Source organism: Rhizobium sp. SAFR-030, from assembly GCF_059415005.1.
The window spans coordinates 112,921-134,334 of the sequence record NZ_JBPFDO010000007.1 but is presented as its reverse complement, the minus strand read 5'-3'; the positions used below and the strand labels follow the sequence as shown (position 1 = coordinate 134,334).

23 protein-coding genes and 1 pseudogene are annotated in these 21,414 nt (G+C 62.7%); 13 read left to right on the top strand and 11 right to left on the bottom strand.

Annotated elements, in window-relative coordinates; genetic code table 11:
- Positions 1–113: 113 nt before the first annotated feature.
- Both ACR65N_RS20380 and ACR65N_RS20375 read right to left on the bottom strand, forming a co-directional pair.
- Complete coding sequence (locus ACR65N_RS20380; protein ID WP_440458566.1) at positions 114–833, bottom strand: alpha/beta hydrolase; 720 nt, start codon at positions 831–833, stop codon at positions 114–116.
- A gap of 184 nt (positions 834–1,017) precedes the next feature.
- A complete protein-coding gene (locus ACR65N_RS20375) occupies positions 1,018–1,950 on the bottom strand; it encodes a VOC family protein (RefSeq protein WP_440458491.1) in 933 nt (310 codons plus the stop codon).
- A 118-nt stretch (positions 1,951–2,068) separates the two neighbouring features.
- Here ACR65N_RS20375 and ACR65N_RS20370 point away from each other — a divergent pair, with 118 nt between their 5' ends.
- Positions 2,069–2,968: a LysR family transcriptional regulator gene (locus ACR65N_RS20370; RefSeq protein ID WP_440458490.1), complete on the top strand. Its 900-nt coding sequence runs from the start codon at positions 2,069–2,071 to the stop codon at positions 2,966–2,968.
- A gap of 45 nt (positions 2,969–3,013) precedes the next feature.
- On the opposite strand, the gene ACR65N_RS20365 is transcribed toward ACR65N_RS20370, so the two are convergent.
- The 4 genes from ACR65N_RS20365 to ACR65N_RS20350 all read right to left on the bottom strand — a co-directional run bounded on the left by ACR65N_RS20365 (position 3,014) and on the right by ACR65N_RS20350 (position 6,029).
- A complete protein-coding gene (locus ACR65N_RS20365; protein ID WP_440458565.1) occupies positions 3,014–3,691 on the bottom strand; it encodes a gamma-glutamylcyclotransferase in 678 nt (225 codons plus the stop codon).
- Between the two features lie 77 nt (positions 3,692–3,768).
- On the bottom strand, positions 3,769–4,605 hold the full coding sequence (locus ACR65N_RS20360; RefSeq protein ID WP_440458489.1) for an alpha/beta fold hydrolase: 837 nt from the start codon (positions 4,603–4,605) through the stop codon (positions 3,769–3,771).
- A 408-nt stretch (positions 4,606–5,013) separates the two neighbouring features.
- Positions 5,014–5,403: a limonene-1,2-epoxide hydrolase family protein gene (locus ACR65N_RS20355; RefSeq protein WP_440458488.1), complete on the bottom strand. Its 390-nt coding sequence runs from the start codon at positions 5,401–5,403 to the stop codon at positions 5,014–5,016.
- 23 nt (positions 5,404–5,426) lie between these two features.
- On the bottom strand, positions 5,427–6,029 hold the full coding sequence (locus ACR65N_RS20350; RefSeq protein WP_440458487.1) for an NADPH-dependent F420 reductase: 603 nt from the start codon (positions 6,027–6,029) through the stop codon (positions 5,427–5,429).
- Positions 6,030–6,325: 296 nt separating this feature from the next.
- On the opposite strand from ACR65N_RS20350, the gene ACR65N_RS20345 reads away from it, so the two are divergent.
- The gene (locus tag ACR65N_RS20345) at positions 6,326–7,255 is read left to right on the top strand and encodes a LysR family transcriptional regulator (protein WP_440458486.1); all 930 of its coding nucleotides are present in this window, start codon (positions 6,326–6,328) and stop codon (positions 7,253–7,255) included.
- A gap of 37 nt (positions 7,256–7,292) precedes the next feature.
- On the opposite strand, the gene ACR65N_RS20340 is transcribed toward ACR65N_RS20345, so the two are convergent.
- Complete coding sequence (locus ACR65N_RS20340; RefSeq protein ID WP_440458485.1) at positions 7,293–8,216, bottom strand: LysR family transcriptional regulator; 924 nt, start codon at positions 8,214–8,216, stop codon at positions 7,293–7,295.
- A gap of 115 nt (positions 8,217–8,331) precedes the next feature.
- Between ACR65N_RS20340 and ACR65N_RS20335 the strand changes: the two genes are divergently transcribed.
- Entirely contained in the window at positions 8,332–9,024 is a 693-nt protein-coding gene (locus ACR65N_RS20335; RefSeq protein ID WP_440458484.1) for a type 1 glutamine amidotransferase domain-containing protein, read from the top strand.
- 70 nt (positions 9,025–9,094) lie between these two features.
- Here ACR65N_RS20335 and ACR65N_RS20330 read toward each other — a convergent pair whose 3' ends face one another.
- Positions 9,095–10,792 carry an FAD-dependent monooxygenase gene (locus tag ACR65N_RS20330; RefSeq protein WP_440458483.1) on the bottom strand — a complete coding sequence of 566 codons (1,698 nt, stop codon included), beginning with the start codon at positions 10,790–10,792 and terminating at the stop codon, positions 9,095–9,097.
- The gene (locus ACR65N_RS20325; RefSeq protein ID WP_440458482.1) at positions 10,770–11,285 is read right to left on the bottom strand and encodes a MarR family winged helix-turn-helix transcriptional regulator; all 516 of its coding nucleotides are present in this window, start codon (positions 11,283–11,285) and stop codon (positions 10,770–10,772) included. Before ACR65N_RS20325 ends, ACR65N_RS20330 begins: the two co-directional genes overlap by 23 nt.
- Before the next feature lie 236 nt (positions 11,286–11,521).
- On the opposite strand from ACR65N_RS20325, the gene ACR65N_RS20320 reads away from it, so the two are divergent.
- Together ACR65N_RS20320 and ACR65N_RS20315 are read left to right on the top strand one after the other, a co-directional pair.
- Positions 11,522–12,010 (top strand): peptidase associated/transthyretin-like domain-containing protein, encoded by a 489-nt coding sequence (locus tag ACR65N_RS20320; RefSeq protein WP_440458481.1) that lies wholly within the window; start codon positions 11,522–11,524, stop codon positions 12,008–12,010.
- Positions 12,011–12,019: 9 nt separating this feature from the next.
- Positions 12,020–12,628 carry a ferric reductase-like transmembrane domain-containing protein gene (locus tag ACR65N_RS20315; RefSeq protein ID WP_440458480.1) on the top strand — a complete coding sequence of 203 codons (609 nt, stop codon included), beginning with the start codon at positions 12,020–12,022 and terminating at the stop codon, positions 12,626–12,628.
- 49 nt (positions 12,629–12,677) lie between these two features.
- Here the strand turns inward: ACR65N_RS20315 and ACR65N_RS20310 are convergent, their stop codons facing one another.
- Positions 12,678–13,181, bottom strand: a complete 504-nt coding sequence (locus ACR65N_RS20310) for an inositol monophosphatase family protein (RefSeq protein WP_440458479.1) — start codon at positions 13,179–13,181, stop codon at positions 12,678–12,680.
- Positions 13,182–13,229: 48 nt separating this feature from the next.
- Between ACR65N_RS20310 and ACR65N_RS20305 the strand changes: the two are divergent.
- From ACR65N_RS20305 to ACR65N_RS20295, 3 genes and pseudogenes are all read left to right on the top strand, one after another.
- Positions 13,230–13,469, top strand: a pseudogene (locus tag ACR65N_RS20305) (CobW C-terminal domain-containing protein); the annotation flags it as partial.
- A 44-nt stretch (positions 13,470–13,513) separates the two neighbouring features.
- Positions 13,514–14,752 (top strand): zinc metallochaperone AztD, encoded by a 1,239-nt coding sequence (aztD, locus tag ACR65N_RS20300; protein ID WP_440458478.1) that lies wholly within the window; start codon positions 13,514–13,516, stop codon positions 14,750–14,752.
- Between the two features lie 24 nt (positions 14,753–14,776).
- A complete protein-coding gene (locus ACR65N_RS20295; RefSeq protein WP_440458477.1) occupies positions 14,777–14,905 on the top strand; it encodes a hypothetical protein in 129 nt (42 codons plus the stop codon).
- Between the two features lie 141 nt (positions 14,906–15,046).
- Here the strand turns inward: ACR65N_RS20295 and ACR65N_RS20290 are convergent, their stop codons facing one another.
- Positions 15,047–15,955, bottom strand: a complete 909-nt coding sequence (locus ACR65N_RS20290; RefSeq protein ID WP_440458476.1) for a LysR substrate-binding domain-containing protein — start codon at positions 15,953–15,955, stop codon at positions 15,047–15,049.
- A 98-nt stretch (positions 15,956–16,053) separates the two neighbouring features.
- Here ACR65N_RS20290 and ACR65N_RS20285 point away from each other — a divergent pair, with 98 nt between their 5' ends.
- From ACR65N_RS20285 to ACR65N_RS20265, 5 genes are read left to right on the top strand one after another with little or no spacing between them, the layout of a single operon-like run.
- A complete protein-coding gene (locus ACR65N_RS20285) occupies positions 16,054–17,235 on the top strand; it encodes a trans-sulfuration enzyme family protein (protein ID WP_440458475.1) in 1,182 nt (393 codons plus the stop codon).
- Positions 17,236–17,276: 41 nt separating this feature from the next.
- On the top strand, positions 17,277–18,293 hold the full coding sequence (locus tag ACR65N_RS20280) for an amino acid ABC transporter substrate-binding protein (protein ID WP_440458474.1): 1,017 nt from the start codon (positions 17,277–17,279) through the stop codon (positions 18,291–18,293).
- Between the two features lie 14 nt (positions 18,294–18,307).
- Positions 18,308–19,459, top strand: coding sequence for an amino acid ABC transporter permease (locus tag ACR65N_RS20275; protein ID WP_440458473.1), 1,152 nt, complete (start codon positions 18,308–18,310; stop codon positions 19,457–19,459).
- Positions 19,456–20,553 (top strand): amino acid ABC transporter permease, encoded by a 1,098-nt coding sequence (locus ACR65N_RS20270; RefSeq protein WP_440458472.1) that lies wholly within the window; start codon positions 19,456–19,458, stop codon positions 20,551–20,553. The genes ACR65N_RS20275 and ACR65N_RS20270 overlap by 4 nt, the downstream gene beginning before the upstream one ends.
- Positions 20,550–21,296: an amino acid ABC transporter ATP-binding protein gene (locus ACR65N_RS20265; protein WP_440458471.1), complete on the top strand. Its 747-nt coding sequence runs from the start codon at positions 20,550–20,552 to the stop codon at positions 21,294–21,296. The genes ACR65N_RS20270 and ACR65N_RS20265 overlap by 4 nt, the downstream gene beginning before the upstream one ends.
- Positions 21,297–21,414: the final 118 nt, after the last annotated feature.

The window sequence follows — 21,414 nt, the reverse complement described above, 5'->3', positions numbered from 1 at the left end:
TCTTGTTCAAATCAGCTGTCTGCAGCTCGAGCGGTGGCGAGTTTGGCGGATGATCATTTGCGCCGTACCCGCCGACCGACACCCGAAGACGAACCGGATGAACCCGCAGGCTGTCAGACCGCGGCGCGCTCGTCAGACACGCTCATCACTGCGTCGGAGATCACCTCGGCCACCGCTGCCGGCACTGAAAGCAACGACATGTGGCTCGCTTGAAGCTCGGTTGTCCTTGCCTTCATTTTGACGGCGAGCTGACGTTGCAACTCGACGTTGACCGCACGGTCCTCGCTGGAGACGACGTAGAATGTCGGTCTGTCCGACCAGGCCGTTTGGGTCACCTTGTCATTGAAGGTTGGCAGGCCAAGCGGCGTCTGCACGGCGGCAAGAAGTCTCGCCTCGCTTTCTGGAAGGTCCTGAGCGACGTTGGTGATCCAGCTTTCGACACTCATCATCAGCTTGCCGTTGCCGATATCGGTGACGCCGCCGAGGCCCGGAGGGGCTTCGTGAGCACCCACCTGATCACCGGTTGATTGTCCAGTGTCCGGGGCGAAGGCAGCGACGTAGACCAGGGCTTTCACCTTCGGATCGGTACCAGCTTCCGTGATGACGGTACCGCCCCAGCTATGGCCGACCAGCACGACCGGTCCCTTGATTGCATCGAGCACCAACTGCGTGGCAGCAACGTCATCGGCCAGCGAGGTGGTCGGGTTCTGGACCGCGACGACATCAATGCCCTTCCCCAGAAGCAACCGGATGACCCGGCGCCAGCTGGAACCGTCGGCCCATGCACCGTGAACGAGAACAGCGGTGGCTTTGTGCGATGAAGACATTTCCATGATCAATCTCCTTGATCGTTTGAGGCGTGCTGGCCTTCAGGCGCTCGGCCGTCAGAGCTACAGCGAGAAAATTCGGGAAAGACGCGGGGAACGTGCCGCTCGGCGGCCAGCCTCCGGCGGTCGGCTGCCCAGTGCAGGCAGCCGTGTCCAAGGACGGGTTCGTCGTTCGGGCTAGAGGGTCTCTCTATGCAGCGAGCGGCTCGAGATTTGCCTCGATCTCATCGCGGAAGTTTTCATAGCGGCTCGGCAGTTTCAGTGCCTCACCGAGATGCGCCGTGTCTTCATCCCGGTTGAACCCGGGTTCATTGGTGGCGATCTCGAACAGGATGCCGCCCGGCGTGCGGAAATAGATCGCCCAGAAGTAATCGCGGTCGATCACCGGGGTCACCTGGTAGCCCGTATCCATCAGCGCCTTGCGCACCTCGAGCTGCTTTTCCCGATTGTCGACCGCAAAAGCGATGTGATGAACGGAGCCGGCGCCCTGCCGGGCAAATGGCGTCTTTGGCAGGGCAGCCAGGTCGATCGTATCGGCACCATTGCCGCCGGGAATGATGAACCGGGTGACATCGCCTTCCGTCGCGGCCCGCTCATACCCCATGAAGCCGAGAAGCTCTGCGGTGGCAGCCGTCTCGTGCAGGTTGAAGCGCGCTCCGGAAAAGCCGCGGATGGCAACATCCTCGGGCACGCCTTCCCCGGTCCAGGCGGAACGGGTGTCGTCAGCCGTTTCGACCAGAGCGAACCCGTCGCCGTCAGGACCATCGAACCGCAGGCGGTTGGCGCCAAACACGGTATCGCTGGCGATCCCGCCGACGCCTTGCGCCACAAAGCGATCCTTCCAGAAGGAAAGCGCACCCTTGGGAACCGCAAATTGCGTTTCGCCAACTTCGCCGACGCCCGGACGGTTTGGCATCATGTTCGGGAAGGGAAAATAGGTCATGACCGTGCCGGGCGTGCCGTCTTCATCACCGTAATAGAGATGGTAGACGCTCGGATCGTCGAAGTTGACGGTCTTCTTCACGCGGCGAAGGCCGAGCGTTTCGGTGAAGAACCTGTTGTTCTGCCGTGCATCAGACGCCATGGAGGTGATGTGATGCAGTCCTTTGATATCCTTGATCATGGCCTTTGTCTTTCTGCGCTGTCGTTGCGTTTCGTTGGACATAGATTTAGCCAGGTTGATCGCGCTGCAGAATTGCAATATTGCTGTCGAATGAATTGCTCTCGGTGAAACAATTGAGATGAACGACTACAAAGTCCTGAAAACCTTCCTGCTGGCTGCCGAGAAACGCAATTTCGCGCAGGTCGCGCGCGAACTGAACATGACGGCCGCCGCCGTGACGCGCGCAATCGCGGCATTGGAGGATGACCTCGGTGTTCAGCTTTTCGTTCGAACCACACGACAGGTATCGCTGACGACGGATGGTGCGGTTTTCGCCGCTCAGATCCAGCCGGCGGTGGAGGCGCTCGAAAGCGCCCGCAAGGATGTCCGCAACGCCCACAAGGCCGACCAGGGCCGTCTGAGGATCAGCGCGCCGACCTGGTTCGGCAAGGCGGTGCTGCAACCGATCTTGTCCGGCTTCCGCGAGCTCTACCCGAAGATGAGCTTCGAGATTTCGCTGTCGGACGGTCTCGTGAACATTGTCGATGACGATTATGACCTGGCGATCCGCATCTCCTCCCAGCCATCGGACAAGTTCACGATCTGGCGCAAGATCCGCGTCGTCCCGCGCATTCTCGTTGCAGCACCAGGAAGCCGGTTCGTCGACATGCAGCATCCAAGCGAACTGAAGCCTGCCGACTGCCTTGCCTATAGCGGTGAGAGCCGGCAGGAGAACTGGGTTCTGTCGGACGGCGGGGCGAGCATGACAATCCCGGCCGGACAGGCGTTCAGTGCCAATAGTGGCGAGGTTCTCGCTGGTATGGCCGCCGATGGCGCCGGTGTCGCGATGCTGCCGGGATTTCACATTTCAGAGCACCTGAGGACAGGACGGCTGGTTCACATCCTGCCGGGTTGGGCGCCGCCGGATCTCTGGTTGACGCTCTACTATCCGCCATACCAGGCGCTGCCGCCCCGCATTGCCTCATTCTCAAAGTTCTTCGAAGAACAGGTGGCGTCGCATATGGTCATGCTCGATTGAGACGGCCTCCGAAAGCCTGCCACGAGCACTTGATGGAGCCCGATCTCATGCCCTTTTGCGCGCGATGATGTCCGCGGCGACCAGGGCTTGCAGGCGCCACAAATTGCGGTCGCGTATACCCTCCGCCTGAAGGTCGACGATCGTCTTGTGAAGATACTCGGCGCAGGAGCCTCCCTGGCCGCAGGCCGCTGCGATCAGTGAGGATGCCTGTTCTGCAGGCAGCGGACTGGTCAGACCGAGCCGCTTGGTGCTCGCCCAGAAGGTGAGCGCCCTGCGGGTGCCATGTTCGGTCCGGACGGACAGCCACCGCACCATGTCCTTCACCTCCCGATATTTGATCTCGCGCGCAACGAGCGCGCGTAGATCTTGACGCCGCCGCTCGGCCGAAAGCTCGAACACGATCCCGTCGCATTGACCGCCGCGCTCCAGCGCCATCATCAAGCCCGGCGCGTCGCTGGTTGCCCGCCACCGCTCGATTCTGAGGGAAAAGGACCTGTGCCATCCGTAAGCCGTGGCACGGTGCCGACCGACCGGCTCAAACTCCGGGTTCCAGATCAGCGAACCATAGGCGAAGATCAGCAGGGGATCGTTACCCGCCTCGCCTTCGATGCGGTCGACGATCGCATCCAGCTCCTTGTCGGACAGCGGCGTCCAGCCCGGCTCGGGTCCATCGTCACGGATGTCCCTGATCGTCAGGGCAACAAGCTCGCAGGTCAGCTGCATCATGGTCTCAAACGTTGAAGCAAGGATCAAGGATGGCCGCGACAGTCACCTGTCGCGGCCATCCGCCTTGGGGAGGTTTAGCTTTGAATGAAGGTCAGCAGGTCCGCATTCAAGACATCTGCATGGGTTGTCAGCATGCCGTGCGGATAGCCGGGATAGACCTTCAGCGTGCCGTTCTTGACGAGCTTGACGGACAGCTTCCCGGCATTTTCGATGGGAACAACCTGGTCGTCGTCGCCATGCATCACCAGAACCGGAACAGTGATCGCCTTCAAGTCTTCCGTCTGGTCTGTCTCGGAAAATGCCTTGATACCATCGTAGTGAGCCTTGGCGCTGCCCATCATGCCCTGCCGCCACCAATTCTGGATGACGCCGGGATAGACCGTCGCATCGGGCCGATTGAACCCATAGAAGGGGCCTGTCGGGAAATCGATGAACAACTGCGCGCGGTTCTCGGCAACGCCTTGGCGGATACCATCGAAAACTTCCATCGGCAGGCCACCAGGGTTGGACGCCGTCTTCAGCATCAGCGGCGGCACGGCGCTGACCAGTACTGCCTTGGCGACGCGCCCGGATGGCTGACCGTGCTTGGCCACATAGCGTGCAACCTCGCCGCCACCGGTGGAATGGCCGATGTGGACGACGTTCCTGAGATCGAGCGCCTCGACGACGGCAAAGGCGTCCGCAGCGTAGTGGTCCATGTCGTGACCGTCCGATACCTGGGCAGAGCGGCCGTGACCACGACGGTCATGGGCAATGACGCGATAACCCTTGGCGACGAAGAACAGCATCTGCGCATCCCAGTCGTCTGACGAGAGCGGCCAGCCATGATGGAACATGATCGGTTGAGCGTCCTTCGAACCCCAATCCTTGTAGAAGATTTGAACGCCGTCGTTTGTCGTGATCGTGCCCATCGTCCTGGTTCCTTCATCAGGGTTTGCGGCAGCGGATGCTGCTTGCGCGAAAGTGGTCGGAAATACGATTGCTGTGGCCGCTGCAGCTCCAGAGAGCAGGACGGTGCGGCGGCTCAGGGGGTAGGAATTCTCGGTCATGGTGCCTCTCCTGCTATGTTCATCAGGTGCCATCAGGTGACGTTGTGTCCGTCTGATAGGGAGATAGTCGCAGCTGAACCCCCGAACCGCAATTGCATTGATCCTCCGCATTCCATTGCGCTCACTGCAACAATGGCGTTGTTACTTGGGCGAGCGCGTGACGCCGTCGCACAGCATGGATAGCCAGACGATCGAGGTAAGGATTCAGCGCTGAACCCCGCTCTCTCGGGACAGAAGGATCCATCCGGATGGGCGGCGCCTGCTTGCTCGTTACCTCGTCAGCCCAGCGAGCTGCCTGTCGAAGTCAGCCGGATCAAAGTAGTCGCGCCACACCTTGATAGAGCCGTCTTCGATGGTGAGCGTTCCCATGACCGGCAGCGTGATCATGCCGCCGCTCGCATGCCTGAAGATATCCACCCGCTCATTGAGTACGACATTGCCCGTTGCTGCAATGTGGGTCACGGCCCAGTCGACGGTGAAGGACGTCCCGACGCCGAAGTCATGGTGGAACTTGCGGACATTTTCCCGGCCGACGATATCGGGGAACGGCACATTGTCGTAGAGGACATCGTCGGCAAGCAATGCCAGTGCGTCGTCAATGCGGTTGGCGGTCCAGTGACCGAAGAAGGAATTCGCGATCGAGATTGGATCGTTGGCCATGGCTTGATCTCCAGCGGCGGGCTTCAGGCGAATTTCACGAAGTTGATCGCCGGCAGCGCCCCGCCGGGAAATTGTGTGAGCTTTCCACCGATCGAGATCGGGCCGAGATCAATCCCCGCAAATCCGAGCCTGCCGATCAGCGCCGCCACGTCCGCCTTGGCCGCTGCATCATCGCCGGAATAGAACAACACGCGCGCTCCGCCTTCCGCGCGCGGGTCTGCCGCGACGAGAGCCGGAGACAGGTGGTTGAAGGCCTTCACCACGCGTGCGCCAGGCACGAGACCGGTCACGATCTCCGTCGACAGACGCCCGTTCAGCTCCGCCGGCTTGAACAGCGGTGCTTCGATCGGGTTGTTCGCATCAATGACAATCCGGCCATCCCAATGAGGCAAGCCCGACAGGGCGGCCTGAAGCTTCGACCAAGGCACGGCAATGAGGACGATGTCGGCCCGCGCTGCTGCCTGGATCGATCCGGCCGAAATGTATGGTTCGAGCTCAGCAGCCAGGCCGGAGAGGCTCTCCGGGCCACGGCTATTGGCGATCGTCGCTGCGATGCCGTTGCGTGCAAGCGCTCTTGCGAAGGCTGCGCCTATGTTGCCGGCGCCGATGATACCGATACTTGTCATGGTGGTTCTCCTTTTCAGTTCTGGTTAGGGGCAAGATCCAGGCGGACTGCCATCGACCGTGAGCGTGGCGCCGGTGATGTAGCCGGCGTCCGGACCGACGGGGAACGCGACAGCGAGGTTCTTCAGCGTCTCCGCGAAGACCCCTTCTTCAGCATCCATGCCCGTTGATGGCACCGGGCTGAATGACATCCGTCCTCACTCCGCTTCCGTTCATGGAGTGAAGATGGATCGTTTATTGCTTCTTGATTAGCGGTGAATCCGCGGTATGACCTTCAAGCAAAGCTTGAAGGCGCCCCATGGACAGTCTCTCCAACTTGCATTCCTTCGTACGAAGCGCCGAGCTTGGCGGGTTCTCCGCCGCGGCTCGACATCTCGGTCTCACACCCGCCGCGGTCAGCCGCAATGTCGCGGCACTGGAGGCTGCTCTTGGCACGCGCCTCTTCCAGCGCAGTACGCGCAGCCTGACAATGACGGAGGCCGGGGAACGCCTGCTGCTCTCTGTTCGCGACAGCCTGGAAAATCTCCAGACGGCGATGGCCGAGGCGTCCAGCGACAGCCACCAGCCCGCCGGCGTCTTGAAGATCAGTATGGGGCCGACCTTCGGCATAGCCTATATTCTGCCAATGCTGCCGGAGTTCATGACGCGGTATCCGCTGATCCGTCCGGAATGGATGTTCGAGAACCGGCCGGTGGATCTGGTCGCGGAAGGCTATGACGCCGCGATCGGCGGCGGCTTCGATCTCGCCCAGGGCATCGTGTCGCGTACGCTTGCGCCCGCGCATCTCGTCGCGGTCGCCTCGCCTGCCTACATGCGCATGCGGCCGACACCGGCGGATCCCGCCGGGCTGACCGGTCTGGACGGCATCGTCATGAGGTCGTTGCGCACCGGTCGCATTACCCAGCGCCAGATGCGCAATGTCGATGGGCTTGAGCAGTCGGTCGACCTCAAGCAGACGCTGGTGGTCAACGATCCCGCCGCCATGCGGGCGGCGGCGCTGCTCGGGCTTGGCGTCACGATGATCGCCAAGCCGGACGCCCTGCCCTATCTGGAGCGAGGAGAACTCATCCGGCTTCTGCCAGGATGGTGGGCAGATGCTGGCCCTATCTCGATCTACTACGCCAACCGGACCATGCTTCCCTCAAAGACCCGCGTGTTCGTCGACTTCATCGCCGAAGCGTTTCAGCGGGAAAGATATGCCGAGCGTTTTGCTGGAAGTCTGGGTTAGATGGACCTCGTTGCCGCCGCCGCATGTGCAGCCGCAATTATGCCTGATCCGCTGACAGAGGAAGATCATGCTCCTTCGCCACGTCGGCGATCAAGGAGCGCAGCCATCGATGTGCCGGGTCGCTGCGGTAGCGGACATGCCAGGCAAGCTCGACCGGAAACGTACCCAGATCGACCGGTGCCGGCAGCACCTTCAACCTTTCGTCCCGCGCCAGGCGCTGGCAGATCAGGCGTGGCAAAGTCGCGCAGTAATCGCTGACGGCGACCATCTCCGGGACGGCCAGAAAATGCGTCACCGAGACGGCAACGTCACGCTTCAGTCCCTGCTGCTGAAGCGCCTGATGCAGGCCCGCCCGCATCCGACCGGGCGGAAGCACGTTGACGTGCTTCATGTGTTCATACTGCTCCTGCGACAGGCTGTCACCGACCTCCGGATGATCCTTGCGCACCACGCAGGCCAGCCCATCGTCCATGAGATGCTGCACGACCATATTGTCAGGAGGATCGACGATCCTGCCAAGCACCATCTCTGTTGCGCCTGAAACGGCGCCAGTTTCGACCAGGTCGTTGCCGAAGGGGGTGAGGCGCAGCCTGATCCCCGGCGCAAGCTCCCGCAGCCGCGCGACGATCAACGGCATCAGCACGAATTCGACATAGCTGTTGGGCGCGATGGTAAACTGCCGGGTTGCCAGCGCGGGATCGAATGTCTGCTGGCCACCAATCGCCTCGTCGAGGCTCGAAAGTGCTGTACGAACGACCGGCGCAAGCTCTTCGGCCATCTGCGTCGGCCTCATGCCGTAGCGCTCGCGGATGAACAGCGGATCGCGCAGCGTCTCGCGAAGACGATTGAGGGCATTGGAGAGAGCCGGCTGCGTCATCCCCAGTCGCTCGGCCGCGCGCGTGACATTGCGCTCGTCCATCATGGTCAGGAAGACAGGCAGCAGGTTCAGATCGTACTTCATCGAGCCATATTGCCAAGCGCATATCTGAAATCAAGAAGATAAATTTCAGAAATACAACGCCGACAGGCATGATCACTTCATCCGAACAGTCGGACAGATCGAAAGGATCAGCCAAATGAACATCCTGATGGTTCTCACCTCGCATGACCAGCTTGGAGACACGGGCCGCAAGACCGGCTTCTGGCTGGAGGAGTTTGCCGCCCCCTACTACGCCTTCCTCGAAGCCGGCGCCCATGTCACCGTCGCATCGCCGAAGGGTGGGCAGCCGCCGCTCGACCCGAAGAGCGACGAGCCAGGCTTCCAGACGGAGCAGACGCGGCGCTTTCATGCCGATCCTGCAGCACAGGCTGTGCTCGCTTCAACCGTGCCGCTCGCTTCGATTTCGCCTGATGATTTTGACGCTGTCTTCTATCCCGGCGGCCATGGTCCTCTGTGGGATCTGGCGGAAGACAAGAGCTCGATCGCGCTGATCGAAGCCCTGTACCAGTCGGGCAAGCCGGTCGCCTTCGTCTGCCACGCCCCGGGCGTCTTGCGCCACGTCAAGGCGATCGACGGAAGCCCTCTGGTTCAGGGCAAGCAAGTCACCGGCTTCAAGAATACGGAAGAAGACGGCGTCGGCCTGACAAACGTCGTGCCTTTCCTCGTCGAGGACATGCTGAAGCAGAACGGCGGCGTCTATTCCAGCGGCGCGGACTGGTCCTCCTACGCGCTCCAGGACGGCCTGCTGATCACCGGCCAGAACCCCGGCTCGTCCGTCGAGACCGCCGGCATTCTGATAAGCACGCTTCGTGCAGATCAGGCCGCCTGAGGGCGGTCCCGGAGGGCGCCGTCCCAGAGCCGGCGCCCTCCTTCACCTCGCAGTTCCGCTGCTCCCAGAATCACACCGATGCAGCCGCCGAGCCGAACGTCTTCTCGCAATATGCACGCAAGCTGTCGGGCCGATCTGCAGTCCCGCGATAAGCTATGTGCCCGTCCGGCCGGATGAGAACCAGCGCGGCAGCGCTGAGGCCGTAGGCGGAGTGTGCTTCGTTATCGAGGTCCGACAGAGAAACCGGGTCGTGTTCGGAAGCTACAGCCGCTCCGAGAACCAACCTGGGGCGCACGAAGGGCCAATCCTTCACCTCTATGCGGGCAGCCCGCAGTGCGCTGATGGCATCGGCGTCTCGCCCGTCGAAGGCGAGAAGCGTCCAGCCCCAACTTTGGCCGTCGGGATTGTAGAGATGGTCGAACAAGGTCGTCGAGGTTCCATCCGGCGCAATGAGCTTGGCATCCGGCGCCCGATCACCCGCCTTCGGCGCGACCTGCCCGACCAGATCTGCAAGACCGGTCAGATGATCCTCGTTCAGCGGGCTCTCCGGATAGGCCACGGACAATTGTTGGAGATCGTCGCTGCCCTGGATCAGCGCGCCGATGTCCGGCAGGAAGCGCGCGGCGAGATCAAAGGCCGCGTCCTTGATGGTTCCGCGATACACGCTGTTCTCGAAGCCGCGGACCTGCTGTCCGTCGAGCCGACGATGCTCGCCACCACGTTCGGCACCGTAGGAATCCAGTAGGATCGGCGCACCGCGGCCGTTCAGCGCCATGGCCAGCCGCCAGGCGATGCCCACTGCATCGTGGAGGCCGGAATTCATGCCCTGCCCGCCGGCCGGCAGCGACTCGTGGCCGGCGTCGCCGACGAGGAACACCCGGCCCTTGGAGTAATGCTCTGCAGCGCCATGCTGGAATCGGCTGTGGGTCAGCCAGATCGGGTCGGTGATGGTCAGAGACGGATCTCCTGTCACCTCCCGCGCGATCGCCTGCATCTCTTCGAGCGTCGGGTCACGGTCGGGAATACCCGTGTCGTCGGACAGGAAGAATAGACGATGATAGCCTTCCCAGACCGGCAGCACGCCGCAAAAGCCGCGGTGGTAGTAGAAGAACCACAAATGGTCGAAGTCTGTCGAGCGGCGCCAGCTCAGCTTGGCATCGAGCTGCCGGTTGATCACGTGAGGCAGTTTCTCGAGCTCGAAATCGAGCCCCAGCTCCTTCCGCACAAAGCCCGCATGGCCATCGGCGCCGATGAGGTAGCGGCATCGCAGTCGCTCGGTCGCCCCTTCCAGATGATGGTCATCATCGTCGCTGACGGTCGCGATCGTCACCAGAACGCCCTCCGCATCCTGCTCGAAGGCAACGACCTTGCGGCCGCGCTCAACCTTGCCCCCTGCATCTTCGATCTGTTGCGATAGCGCGGTCTCGATCACATCCTGACCGCTGTAGAGAACAGGTCCGTAAGGGCTTTTCACGTCGGCGATCTTGACCGGGTTCACCGGGCGTCCGTTCAGAAGCGTGTTTACCTGCGTGATGCGATAGGACTTCTCCGCAAGTGCGTCGCGGACGCCGATGCTCGCCAGCAACTCCTGCGGTCGTGCCCACAGATTGTTGGCACGAGAGTGCGGCTTCGGGTGACGCCTCTGCTCGAATAGACGAAATGCAATGCCGTGATGGGCAAGGGCACAGGCTGTGGTGAGGCCGATCGGTCCGGCGCCGATGATGATGACGTCGGTATCGAAGCCGTCAGGCTTGGGTGCCATGGTCATGTCGTTCCTCTTTCTGTGGACTGGACGGGTCGGCGTCTGCCGCGCTGAAGGTTTCGTCGATGACGTCGTTCAGGTCCCTCAGAAGCGCGATGGCGGCGGCGAGACGCTCGCTGCCGATCCGATCGAGGATCCGGCTATCGAGCGGAAGCACTGCGGCTTCAGTCTGGCTGAGTGCTGCGCGGCCCGCAGGGGTCAGGACGACAAGCTTTGCGCGCCGATGATGCGGGTTGGCTTCAAACCGGACAAAGCCCCGTTCGACGAGCAGGTCGGCGACACGCTGAACTGCCTGCCGGGTCAGCCCCATGTTGCGGGCGATGTGGGCAACGGGCAGCGGCACCGGCGAGTAGCCGAGCGCGCCAAGCACCTGCCACCAAGCGGTGGTCAGCCCCAGTGGCTGGAAGAGCGCATTGCCCGCGTCCACCAGCCGGCCGTTCGTCTCGAAGACGGCGAGCACGAGCTGGCGGACATTTCTCTGTGCGTCTGGAGAGATCATGACAACCTCACGTCTATTGGACAACATGCTGTCAATTCGCTTTGCAGGTTTCGGTTCCATGCCAGCGCGCCATTTCCCCGCAGCCCTGCCTCGTTGAACGCGCCTCGGGACGCGAGCGCGGCCGCCCTCCCATCACGAAACCGTGCCGTGTTGTGTTCGCCGCCACGATTGGTCGCCAGCCGAAAAAGCGGTAGGTTTGAACGCAGTTCATCGCTGAACTCGAGAAGGAGATCAGTATGTCTGACATCGAATTCGAACGCCGAGCATTGCTTGTCGCGGGCGGCGCCTTCGCGCTCGCCGGGTATACAGGCCTTGCGATGCCAGCACGCGCCGCAGATCTCGCCGCGACGCCGACGATGCGCGGCGGCGCCAACAACTACATGCCCGGCGCCAAGATCGTCGAGCGTATCGGCAGCGGCGGCTTCTGGATGTCGGGCACAGTGCGCCGCGCTGGAGACGGTGCGCCGCTGCCGGGCCAGCGCATTCAGATCTGGGCCCATACGACCGAAGGCAGTGAACGCGACTTGCGCAGCCACGGCGCAACGCTGACCGACGCCAATGGCGCGTTCCGGCTCGAAATGCCGCAGATAGTGCCGGCACTCGGTCAAGCACATGCGCACCTCGCCTATGACAGCGGTGAATACGACACCGTGTTCCTCCGCCCCTTGCTGCCAAGTCCGAAGGTGACGAGCCTGGAGGCGCATTTCATCCTGCAGCCGGTCTGACCCGACTTGATGCGCATGGCCCGCGCATTGCTGATCTGGATCGGCCTCGCGCTGGCGCTCGTCTTGCCGCTCAGCCACGCCGCGACGAGCGAATATCTGGCCTGGCGCGACCCGGTCTATATAGCCTCCGGCTTTGCGGGCGTCTTTGCTCTGTGCCTCCTGCTGGTGCAGCCCCTGCTCGCGCTCGGCTGGCTGCCCGGTCTGCATCTCATTCGGAGCCGCCGCGTTCACCAAAGAGTAGGCGTGGTCTTGGTCGCGGCCGTTGTCGTCCACGTCGCTGGCCTGTGGATCACCAGCCCTCCCGACATCATCGACGCGCTCCTGTTGCGCTCACCGACTCCGTTTTCCGTGTGGGGGGTCGCCGCCATGTGGGCGCTGTTTGCGGCCGCGCTACTGTCTTTGCTGCGGCGTCGCCTTTCGCCGAGTTCCTGGCGCGTCGGCCACACAAGCCTCGTCAGTCTCGTCGTGGTTGGCGGCTCAGTCCACGCAATGCTGATCGAGGGGACCATGAACACGACGTCGAAGGCCGTGCTTTGCGGTCTCGCCATGATAGCAACCCTGGCCGCCGTAGTAATCCCGTGGCTGCGTGCAAGAAGGCGCGCGCCGGCCAAGGAATGACTTTCTGAACCCCACGAGGATCCTCGTTGACTTCGATCAGGCCACGGTCTCAATCGACGGAGAGCGCTTCCTGAACGGCTTTCCAGGACGTTCTATCTGGCGCAACCAACAGATGGCCATTCTCAAGGGTCGGTCTGTAGGCGTCGCCGGTCAGCGTTGATGCATAACCACCCGCTTCCGTGTGGATCAGCACTCCGGCGGCATGATCCCAGGGCTTCAGGCTTTCGTTGAGACCGAAGCTCATCGCACCCGTCGCCAGCATCCGATATTCCCAGGCCGAACAGCGCCATGTCGTGACACGCAGGAACTTCAGGACGCGCGGCGCCAGTTCGGCGCGTCGTTCCGGCTTGAACATGTGCAACGGGATGAAACCATGCATTTCGTCGATCGGCATCGGCGCCGCTACAGCAAGCCGCGTTGCTCCTCCATCGGCCGCGACGTGCCATGCACCCTGGCCCGGCCGGGCCACGAGGAAATCCCCGAGGACCGGGTAATGGATGATGCCGGCAATGGTTTTTCCGCCGGCGACGATGGCGAGAATGCTGCCGAACATCGGCGTGCCGTGGGCGAAATGCCAGGTGCCGTCGACGGGATGCAGGAGACGGTTCAGGATTTCGGCCTCGACCTGCTGCGGATGAAGGGGATCATCTCCTTCGCCGGAGACGAAGAGCGCTTCGTCGTCCAGGCCGTCCACATGCTTCTCGAAGGCGACCACCAGCGCGCCTGAAAGAAGAATGAGGCCCGTGTCACGCGGCTCGTCTTCATCGGACGCAATCTGCCCCGGGACATCATCAGCGACGGCTTCCGGAAATGCCGCGCTGTTCGACAGGCGGCCGAGTAGGTCCACTCGCCGCACTCAGATCTCAACATGAAGAAAGGTACTCCATGAGACTGTCTCTCGCCCGAAACCGTCTGCTCGCCGCAGTCGCCGTCAGCATGGTTTTGGCCGCAGCTGGCGCGGCCGCCGAGGATGATCACGTGAGCAAGGAGGCATGGCACCTCTTCGTCGCCGACCACACCAACCCCGTGGTCCGCGCCTTCGATTTCGAAACGGGCAAGGAGCTGGGTCGGTACGACGTGAAGGGCGCGGCGGCCCTGACCGCCAGTGCCTCGGGCCAGACCGTGTTTGCCACGCAGTCGGACCACGACATCGTCCACATCCTCAAGACCGGCATCAACCTCTCCGACCACGGTGATCACCGCGATCTCAAGGTGTCGGACGTCGGACTGCTGCCGGTGACGTTCGAAGGCAAGCGGCCGTTCCACGTCGTCCCGCACGACGACCATGCCATCCTCTTCTACGATCGCGGCGGCAAGGCCGACATCATCGACGAAGCGGCATTGCTCGAAGGCAAGGCTGAAGTGAGGACGGTCGACACGACGAAGCCGCATCATGGCGTCGCCGTGACGATGGGCCGCCATGTGCTGGTTTCCGTTCCGAACACCGAAACTGAGACCAGGCCGGACGAGTTGCCGCCGCGCGTCGGATTGCGGGTGATTGACGAGAAGGGCGAACAGGTTGGTGACATGGCGACATGCACCGATCTTCACGGCGAAGCCACCTCGGCGCGGCTTGTCGCCTTCGGCTGCAAGGAGGGCGTTCTGATTGCCCGTCCCGGCGGGACCGACGGGCCAAAGCTGGAGATGCTCGCCTATCCCGCCGACCTGCCGAAGGCGTCAACCGGAACGTTGCTCGGCGGCAAGGCCATGCAGTTCTTCCTTGGCAACTACGGCGAGGACAAGGTTGTGCTGATCGATCCGGACAGCGACGAGCACTTCAAGCTCATCGAGCTGCCGACGCGCCGCGTCGATTTCCAGCTCGACCCGGCGAACCCGCGCAACGCCTACATCCTGACAGAGGATGGCGACCTGCACGTGCTTGACGTCATCAACGGCAAGATCGTCCGCAAGACCAGGGTCACGGAGCCGTACAGCAAGGACGGCCACTGGCGTGATCCGCGCCCGCGTCTCGCCGTTGCCGATGGTGACATCGCCATCACCGACCCGCGTCATTCGCTGGTTCGGGTCTTCGATGCCGACACTCTGGCAGAGGTCCGCACCATCGCTGTCGAAGGACAGCCTTTCTCAATCGTCGCCGTCGGCGGCTCTGGCGCCTCGCATTGACGTAAACGCGGGTCCGGAACTGCTGTGGCGGGTCCGGACCCGCAGTCGGCCCAGGCAACGATGATGCAGCACGCAGCCCACGCGGACGATCTGAAGCTGACGAGGAACCAGAAGCTGGTGCTGTCCGTGCTGCAGTCGTGCGGCAGCCGCTGAGGGTCTATACGATCCTCGGTCGGCTGCGGACGATGGGCTCAAGGCACCGCTCCATCTGCTGGAGACGGGGTGCATTCATTGGTCGAAAAGCATGAATACCTTCGGCGTTCCGCTTGTTCGTGTGCCGGCCTGCTGGAACGCTCATGCAACGGCCACCCGGTGGCGCGTGTTGCGCACCTCGAAGAGGGCCGCGACGAAAGCCCGCACGAGCCGGGCCTTCTGGACGTCAGGCCTGAACAGAAGATAGCTCTTGAAGTAGACGGCCGGCTCGAAGGGCCGAAAAACCAGGCCGCGCTCTGAAAATCCATCGATCGACAGCGGGTTGACGATCCCGACCCCGACACCTTCGAGCGACAATGCGCAGGCGGTGATGGCGAACGGCGTCTCGATGACGAGATTGGGTCTTGCGCCTGCCTCACGGCAGAGCGCGTCGAATTTCAGCCGCGCCCGATCCTCTGGAGACAGCGCCACATAATCCACGCCATCGAAATCGGCGGGGCCGATGATCTTCTTCGCCGCAAGCGGGTGGCCGGGCGGAATGGCGCAGAGCGCTGGGAAGCTGCCAAACACCTGATGCTCGACGCCGGAAAGATCGACCTCATCGGCAGCCAGTCCCAGGTCGTATTCTCCATCAACGACATGGTTGCGCACGGCGGCCGATGTCATGATGCTGAGCGTTATGATCGCCGACGGGAAGCTCTCCCTGAAGCGGCGTACGGCGCGCGGGACGATCGTCGAGCCTGCGGCGGCGAGGCTTGCGACGCGGATGTGCCCGGAGCCGAAGTCGCGGATACGCGCGGCCGACGAACGCAACCTGTCGAGACCGCGGAAGCTCGTCTCCACGTCGCGGTAGAAGATATCGGCTTCGGGCGTCGGAACCAGCCTGCCCTTCACGCGATCGAAAAGCGGAAAACCGACAGTCGCTTCCAGCTCTCCGATGAGCCGGCTGACAGCGGGTTGCGTGACGCCCATCAGTTCCGCTGCCCTTGACGCCGTTCCCGAGATGATGATGGCCCTGAAGGCTTCGATCTGTCGGAAGTTCAATGCCATGTCCTATCAGGTTTACGCATGGACCTAGACGTTCTGGTCAATTGTCCTTCTACCATGGCCATGACAGGTTTTCTCTCGAAATCGAATGAGGGAATACCATGCGCGACCGGACGCTCTGCGTTAAACGACCTGAAGTCTCCCATGCAGGCTTCGCCAGCCTCGCCACCGCCACCTATCGGGCCTCCACCATCGTCTTCGACAGTGCGGAAGCCTATGCCAATCGTTCCAAGCGCGGCCCGGACGGCTACACCTACGGACTTCACGGCACGCCGACGTCCCGCACGCTCGAGGCCTCGATTACCGCTTTGGAACAGGGACTTCGAACGGTCCTGGTGCCATCCGGCCAAGCCGCCATCACGGTTGTCTTTCTGTCGGTGCTGATGCCCGGCGACACGGTCCTCATCCCCGACAGCGCCTACCCGCCGGTCGCCGGCTTCTGCGAAAACTACCTGAAGCCGCGCGGCATCTCCTACCGCATCTATGATCCGATGATCGGCTCGGGCATCGCCAGCCTCATCGACGAGACCGTCAAGCTGATCTGGACGGAATCGCCCGGCTCCACGACCATGGAGATCCAAGATATCCCCGCCATCGTCGCGGCTGCAAAAGCGCGCGGCGTCCTGACCGGCTGCGACAACACCTGGGCAACGCCGCTCTATTTCAAGCCGCTGGCCAACGACATGGACTTCTCGTCGATGGCGCTGACGAAATATGTCGGCGGCCATTCCGACCTGTTGATGGGATCGATCGCGGTCAAGGACATCACGCTCCACAAGAAGCTGAAGGACACCATGCGGATGATCGGCATGGGGGTTTCGCCGGACGACTGCGCGCTGGCGCTTCGCGGCATGGAAACCATGGGCGTCCGCATGGCCCATTCCGGTCGGGTCGCCTTGGACTTCGCCAGGAAGATTGCGGATCGCGTTGCGCCGGAACTGGTGCTGCACCCCGCCCTCCCCGGAGCCGCCGGCCACGCATTCTTCCAGCGCGACTTTGCCGGTGCGAGCGGCGTCTTCAGCCTGGTCATCCCCCCGCACGCGGAGGCCGCCCTCCCCGACCTTTTGACGGCGGCGCAGACCTTCTCGATCGGCGCCTCCTGGGGCGGCACCCACAGCCTGCTTGCGCCCATGACCATCACCCGCGTGACCGACCCTGATGCCCATGCCGGCACGATCCTGAGGATCAATGTCGGTCTGGAGGATGAAGACGATCTCTGGGCCGACCTCGAGCCGATCGTCGAGGCGATCGCGACAGCGCCCGCCGTGGCGAAGACTGCCTGAACGACACCACCAAACAATCAATAACAAAGGGAACGACGAACATGAAGAACTGGAAATTCGGCCTTGCGGCGCTGGCCGCCGCGCTGACTGCCACTGGGGCACATGCAGGACCAACGCTCGACAAGGTGAAGGAGAGAGGTCGCATCGTCTGCGGCGCAAGTCAGGGTACTGTCGGCTTCGGTTCGCCAGACGACAAGGGCCACTGGACCGGCCTCGATGTCGAAACCTGCCGTGCCGTTGCGGTGGCCGTCTTTGGTGACAAGGACAAGGTGGAGTTCGTCCCCTTGAGCGGTCAGCAGCGCATTCCGGCTCTGCAGACCGGCGAAATCGACATTTTGCCCCGCACCCTCACATGGACACTGCAGCGCGACGCGAACGGCATCAATTTCACCACGCCGACCTATTATGAGTTTACCGGGTTTATGGTCGCCAAGGCCTCCGGCGTCACCAAGGTTGAGGAGATGACGGGCGCGTCCGTCTGCGTTCAGACGGGCTCCACCACCGAGGTCGTCGTCAACGACGTCTCAAGCAAGCTGAACCTGAAGCTCAATCCCGTTGTGTTCGACAACGTCGCCGCAACCCGCCAGGCCTTCTTCTCCGGTCGCTGCGACGCCCTCATCACCGATGCAGCGGCCCTTGCTTCCGTTCGCGCCACGCAGTCGGACAAGCCCGACGACTACATCATTTTCCCGGCCACCAAGTATATGGATGCCCTGACGCCGGCCGTGCGCCACGGCGACGACAACTGGATGGACATCGTGAACTGGTCGATCCAGGCGCTGCTCAATGCGGAGCTCTACGGCATCACGCAGGCCAATATCGACGGGATGATGACCTCGGACGACCCGCGGGTGAAGCGCTTCCTCGGCGTCGAACCCGGCAACGGCAAGGCGCTCGGGCTCGACGACAAGTTTGCCTACAACATCGTCAAGCAGCTTGGTAACTACGGCGAGATGTTCGACCGCAATCTGGGTGCCGGCAGTGCGCTCAAGATCGAGCGCGGTCCCAACAGGCTGTTTTCCGATGGTGGGCTGATGTTCCCGATGGCCTTGCAATAGGTCTGGAGCCGATCATGATCTCCGCTGTTCTCGACAACAGACGGTTCAGAAGCTGGGGTGGGCAGATCCTTCTGCTGGGCGGCTTTGCCGCCCTCCTCACCTGGCTTGTGAGCAACACCGTCACGAACCTCGATGCCCGCGGGATCAAGGTCGGCTTCGACTTCCTCTGGCGGCGTGCCAATTTTCCGATCTCCGAAAGCGTCCTGCCCTACGACCCTTCAGATACCTTCCTGTGGGCCTATGTGACGGGCGTCGGCAACACGCTGGTGATATCTTTTCTTGCGATTTTTCTGTCGACGGCGCTCGGCCTGCTGGTCGGGCTGGCGCGACGGTCGAAGCATCCGCTGCCCGCGGGCGTCGCCGGCGTCTTCGTCACCACCATGCGCAACATGCCGCTGATCGTCCACCTGCTGTTCTGGTACGCGCTTGCGACCGCGGCGCTGCCGGCACCGCGTGAAGCCTACAACCCGCTGCCCGGCGTCTTCCTGTCACTGCGAGGCTTCTACATTCCCGCGGTCGAACTGGACACCTTTGCCTGGTCCGTCGTCGGCCTCGTCATCGCCGGGACCTGGGGCGCCTGGCGCCTGCGTCCCCGCATCATCGGCACCGGCCACTGGCCTGACCGCCATCCCGTCCTGGCGCTTTCGGGGCTGGCGGCGGCCGTCGCCCTCGGCGCGGTGCTCTTTCTCCAGCCAGGTGCCGCCGTCAGCTTTCCCGAAATGCGCGGCTTCAACTTCACGGGCGGGCTGCGCCTTTCGCCGGAATTTGCGGCCCTCATGCTCGGCCTGGTGATCTACACCTCCGCCTTCATTGGCGAGATCATCCGCGGCGGCATCGACGCTGTCTCGATCGGACAATGGGAGGCCGGCCGCGCCATCGGACTGTCGGAGCGGCAGACGCTCACCAAGATCATCATCCCGCAGGCGCTGCGGATCATCATTCCCCCGATGACGTCGCAGTATCTCTCGACCGTCAAGAACACCACGCTCGCGCTTGCCGTCGGATATCCGGAGCTCGGCCTCGTCGTCGGCACGGTGATCAACCAGACCGGCCAGGCGATCGAGAGCATCGCGCTGCTGCTCGGCATCTTCCTGACCATCAGCATTGCCGTGTCGCTGTTCATGAACTGGTACAATGCGCATGTCGCATTGGTGGAGGCACGATGACCGTGATCGACATCGCCCCGACGGTTGCCCACATCGCACCGCCCGCTCCGCCAAGGCCACCGCGCAAGCCGATCCTACAGCTCTTCTTCGGTGACCTGGTGGCATCGGTTCTCACCGTCACCACAGCGGTCCTGCTGATCCTGATGATCCCGGCTCTGAACTGGGCCATCCTCGACGCGGTATGGACGACCAACGATCCTGCCACCTGTCGCAGCGGTGGCGCATGCTGGGCCTTCATCGCGGCAAAATTCCGCTTCATCATCTTCGGCGTCTATCCGCCGGACGAGCAGTGGCGGCCGCTTCTGGTCATGGGCCTGATCCTGGCGATGATCCTTGCCTCCCTGTCCCCGAAGCTCTGGGGCCAGAGACTGATCCTGGCCTGGATCGCATCCGTCGCCGTCATGCTCACCCTGATGTGGGGCGGCGTCCTCGGGATGACGCTGGTGCCGACCTCAAGCTGGGGCGGCCTGCCGGTGACGCTGCTGCTCGCCTTGCTGTCGCTCGGCCTTGGCTTCCCGTTCGCGGTCTTGCTGGCGCTCGGAAGACGCTCCTCGCTGCCGATCCCGCGCCTGCTGTCCCTGATGACGATCGAGCTGGTGCGCGGCCTGCCGCTGGTGGGGCTGCTGTTCGTGGCCTCCATCCTGCTGCCGCTGCTTCTGCCGGCCGGCTGGTCGATCGACAAGCTGGGCCGTACCCTTGCGGCGCTGACGGTATTTGCCGCCGCCTATCTTGCCGAGGTGATCCGCGGCGGCCTGCAGGGTGTTCCAGCCGGCCAGATCGAAGCCGCCAAGGCCCTGGGCATCCCCGGCTGGAAGGCGGTATGGCACATCGTCCTCCCGCAGGCGCTCCAGAAGGTCATTCCGCCTCTGACCAACACGGCGATCGTGATGGTCAAGAACACCAGCCTAGTCCTGATCGTCGGCGTCTTCGACATGCTGAGCGCTGCGCGCGTCGCCGCCACCGATCCCGTATGGCCTGCCCCCTATGTGGAAAGCTACGTCTTCGTCGCCTTGATCTACTTCCTGATCTGCTTCGGCATATCCAACTACAGCCGCTGGCTCGAAATCCGCGTGCAATCCCGGAGCTACCGATGACCGCCCATGACCTGAATGCCATTGAAGTCGCAGCCCTCGACAAATGGTACGGCAGCTTTCACGTGCTGAGGAACATCGACCTCACGGTCGCGACGGGAGAGCGCATCGTCGTCTGCGGCCCCTCGGGCTCGGGCAAGTCGACCCTCATCCGCTGCATCAATCGGCTGGAGGAACACCAGCGGGGCAGCATTTCCGTCAACGGCATCAAGCTCGGCGACAGCGTCAAGAACCTCGACGCGATCCGCCGTGAGGTCGGCATGGTGTTCCAGCACTTCAACCTCTTCCCGCACCTGACCGTCAAGGAAAACTGTGCCCTGCCGCAGATCCTGGCGCGCGGCAAGCGGCGGCGGGACGCCGAGGAGATGGCCATGCATTTCCTCGGAAAAGTGCGCATCCCGGAACAGGCCGACAAGTATCCCGGCCAGTTGTCCGGAGGGCAGCAGCAGCGCGTGGCGATTGCCAGGGCCCTTTGCATGACGCCGAAGATCATGCTGTTCGACGAGCCCACTTCGGCGCTCGATCCTGAGATGGTGAAAGAGGTGCTCGACACCATGGTGACGCTCGCCGACGAGGGCATGACGATGATCGTCGTCACCCATGAAATGGGCTTTGCCCGCCGGGTCGCCGATCGCGTCGTCTTCATGGAGGCGGGTCAGGTCATCGAGATCAACGAGCCGACGGCATTCTTCGATGCTCCCGAGCAGGAGAGCACCCGACGCTTTCTGGCGAACATCATGCACTGAGGGCCGTTATGCGAGGCGGGCGTTCGATCTGACAAAGGGGCAGCGATTGGGGCCGATCATCGCGCCATCCAGAGCCTTCTGATGAAGCTGCGATGCCGGGCCTCGCCGGCTATTCGCC

Excerpts from the sequence above, each read along its gene's own strand:
- ACR65N_RS20380 (WP_440458566.1), bottom strand. The coding sequence starts at position 833 with ATGGAAATGTCTTCATCGCACAAAGCCACCGCTGTTCTCGTTCACGGT.
- ACR65N_RS20375 (WP_440458491.1), bottom strand. The coding sequence starts at position 1,950 with ATGATCAAGGATATCAAAGGACTGCATCACATCACCTCCATGGCGTCT.
- ACR65N_RS20370 (WP_440458490.1), top strand. The coding sequence starts at position 2,069 with ATGAACGACTACAAAGTCCTGAAAACCTTCCTGCTGGCTGCCGAGAAA.
- ACR65N_RS20365 (WP_440458565.1), bottom strand. The coding sequence starts at position 3,691 with ATGCAGCTGACCTGCGAGCTTGTTGCCCTGACGATCAGGGACATCCGT.
- ACR65N_RS20360 (WP_440458489.1), bottom strand. The coding sequence starts at position 4,605 with ATGGGCACGATCACGACAAACGACGGCGTTCAAATCTTCTACAAGGAT.
- ACR65N_RS20355 (WP_440458488.1), bottom strand. The coding sequence starts at position 5,403 with ATGGCCAACGATCCAATCTCGATCGCGAATTCCTTCTTCGGTCACTGG.
- ACR65N_RS20350 (WP_440458487.1), bottom strand. The coding sequence starts at position 6,029 with ATGACAAGTATCGGTATCATCGGCGCCGGCAACATAGGCGCAGCCTTC.
- ACR65N_RS20345 (WP_440458486.1), top strand. The coding sequence starts at position 6,326 with ATGGACAGTCTCTCCAACTTGCATTCCTTCGTACGAAGCGCCGAGCTT.
- ACR65N_RS20340 (WP_440458485.1), bottom strand. The coding sequence starts at position 8,216 with ATGAAGTACGATCTGAACCTGCTGCCTGTCTTCCTGACCATGATGGAC.
- ACR65N_RS20335 (WP_440458484.1), top strand. The coding sequence starts at position 8,332 with ATGAACATCCTGATGGTTCTCACCTCGCATGACCAGCTTGGAGACACG.
- ACR65N_RS20330 (WP_440458483.1), bottom strand. The coding sequence starts at position 10,792 with ATGACCATGGCACCCAAGCCTGACGGCTTCGATACCGACGTCATCATC.
- ACR65N_RS20325 (WP_440458482.1), bottom strand. The coding sequence starts at position 11,285 with ATGATCTCTCCAGACGCACAGAGAAATGTCCGCCAGCTCGTGCTCGCC.
- ACR65N_RS20320 (WP_440458481.1), top strand. The coding sequence starts at position 11,522 with ATGTCTGACATCGAATTCGAACGCCGAGCATTGCTTGTCGCGGGCGGC.
- ACR65N_RS20315 (WP_440458480.1), top strand. The coding sequence starts at position 12,020 with ATGCGCATGGCCCGCGCATTGCTGATCTGGATCGGCCTCGCGCTGGCG.
- ACR65N_RS20310 (WP_440458479.1), bottom strand. The coding sequence starts at position 13,181 with ATGTTCGGCAGCATTCTCGCCATCGTCGCCGGCGGAAAAACCATTGCC.
- aztD (WP_440458478.1), top strand. The coding sequence starts at position 13,514 with ATGAGACTGTCTCTCGCCCGAAACCGTCTGCTCGCCGCAGTCGCCGTC.
- ACR65N_RS20290 (WP_440458476.1), bottom strand. The coding sequence starts at position 15,955 with ATGGCATTGAACTTCCGACAGATCGAAGCCTTCAGGGCCATCATCATC.
- ACR65N_RS20285 (WP_440458475.1), top strand. The coding sequence starts at position 16,054 with ATGCGCGACCGGACGCTCTGCGTTAAACGACCTGAAGTCTCCCATGCA.
- ACR65N_RS20280 (WP_440458474.1), top strand. The coding sequence starts at position 17,277 with ATGAAGAACTGGAAATTCGGCCTTGCGGCGCTGGCCGCCGCGCTGACT.
- ACR65N_RS20275 (WP_440458473.1), top strand. The coding sequence starts at position 18,308 with ATGATCTCCGCTGTTCTCGACAACAGACGGTTCAGAAGCTGGGGTGGG.
- ACR65N_RS20270 (WP_440458472.1), top strand. The coding sequence starts at position 19,456 with ATGACCGTGATCGACATCGCCCCGACGGTTGCCCACATCGCACCGCCC.
- ACR65N_RS20265 (WP_440458471.1), top strand. The coding sequence starts at position 20,550 with ATGACCGCCCATGACCTGAATGCCATTGAAGTCGCAGCCCTCGACAAA.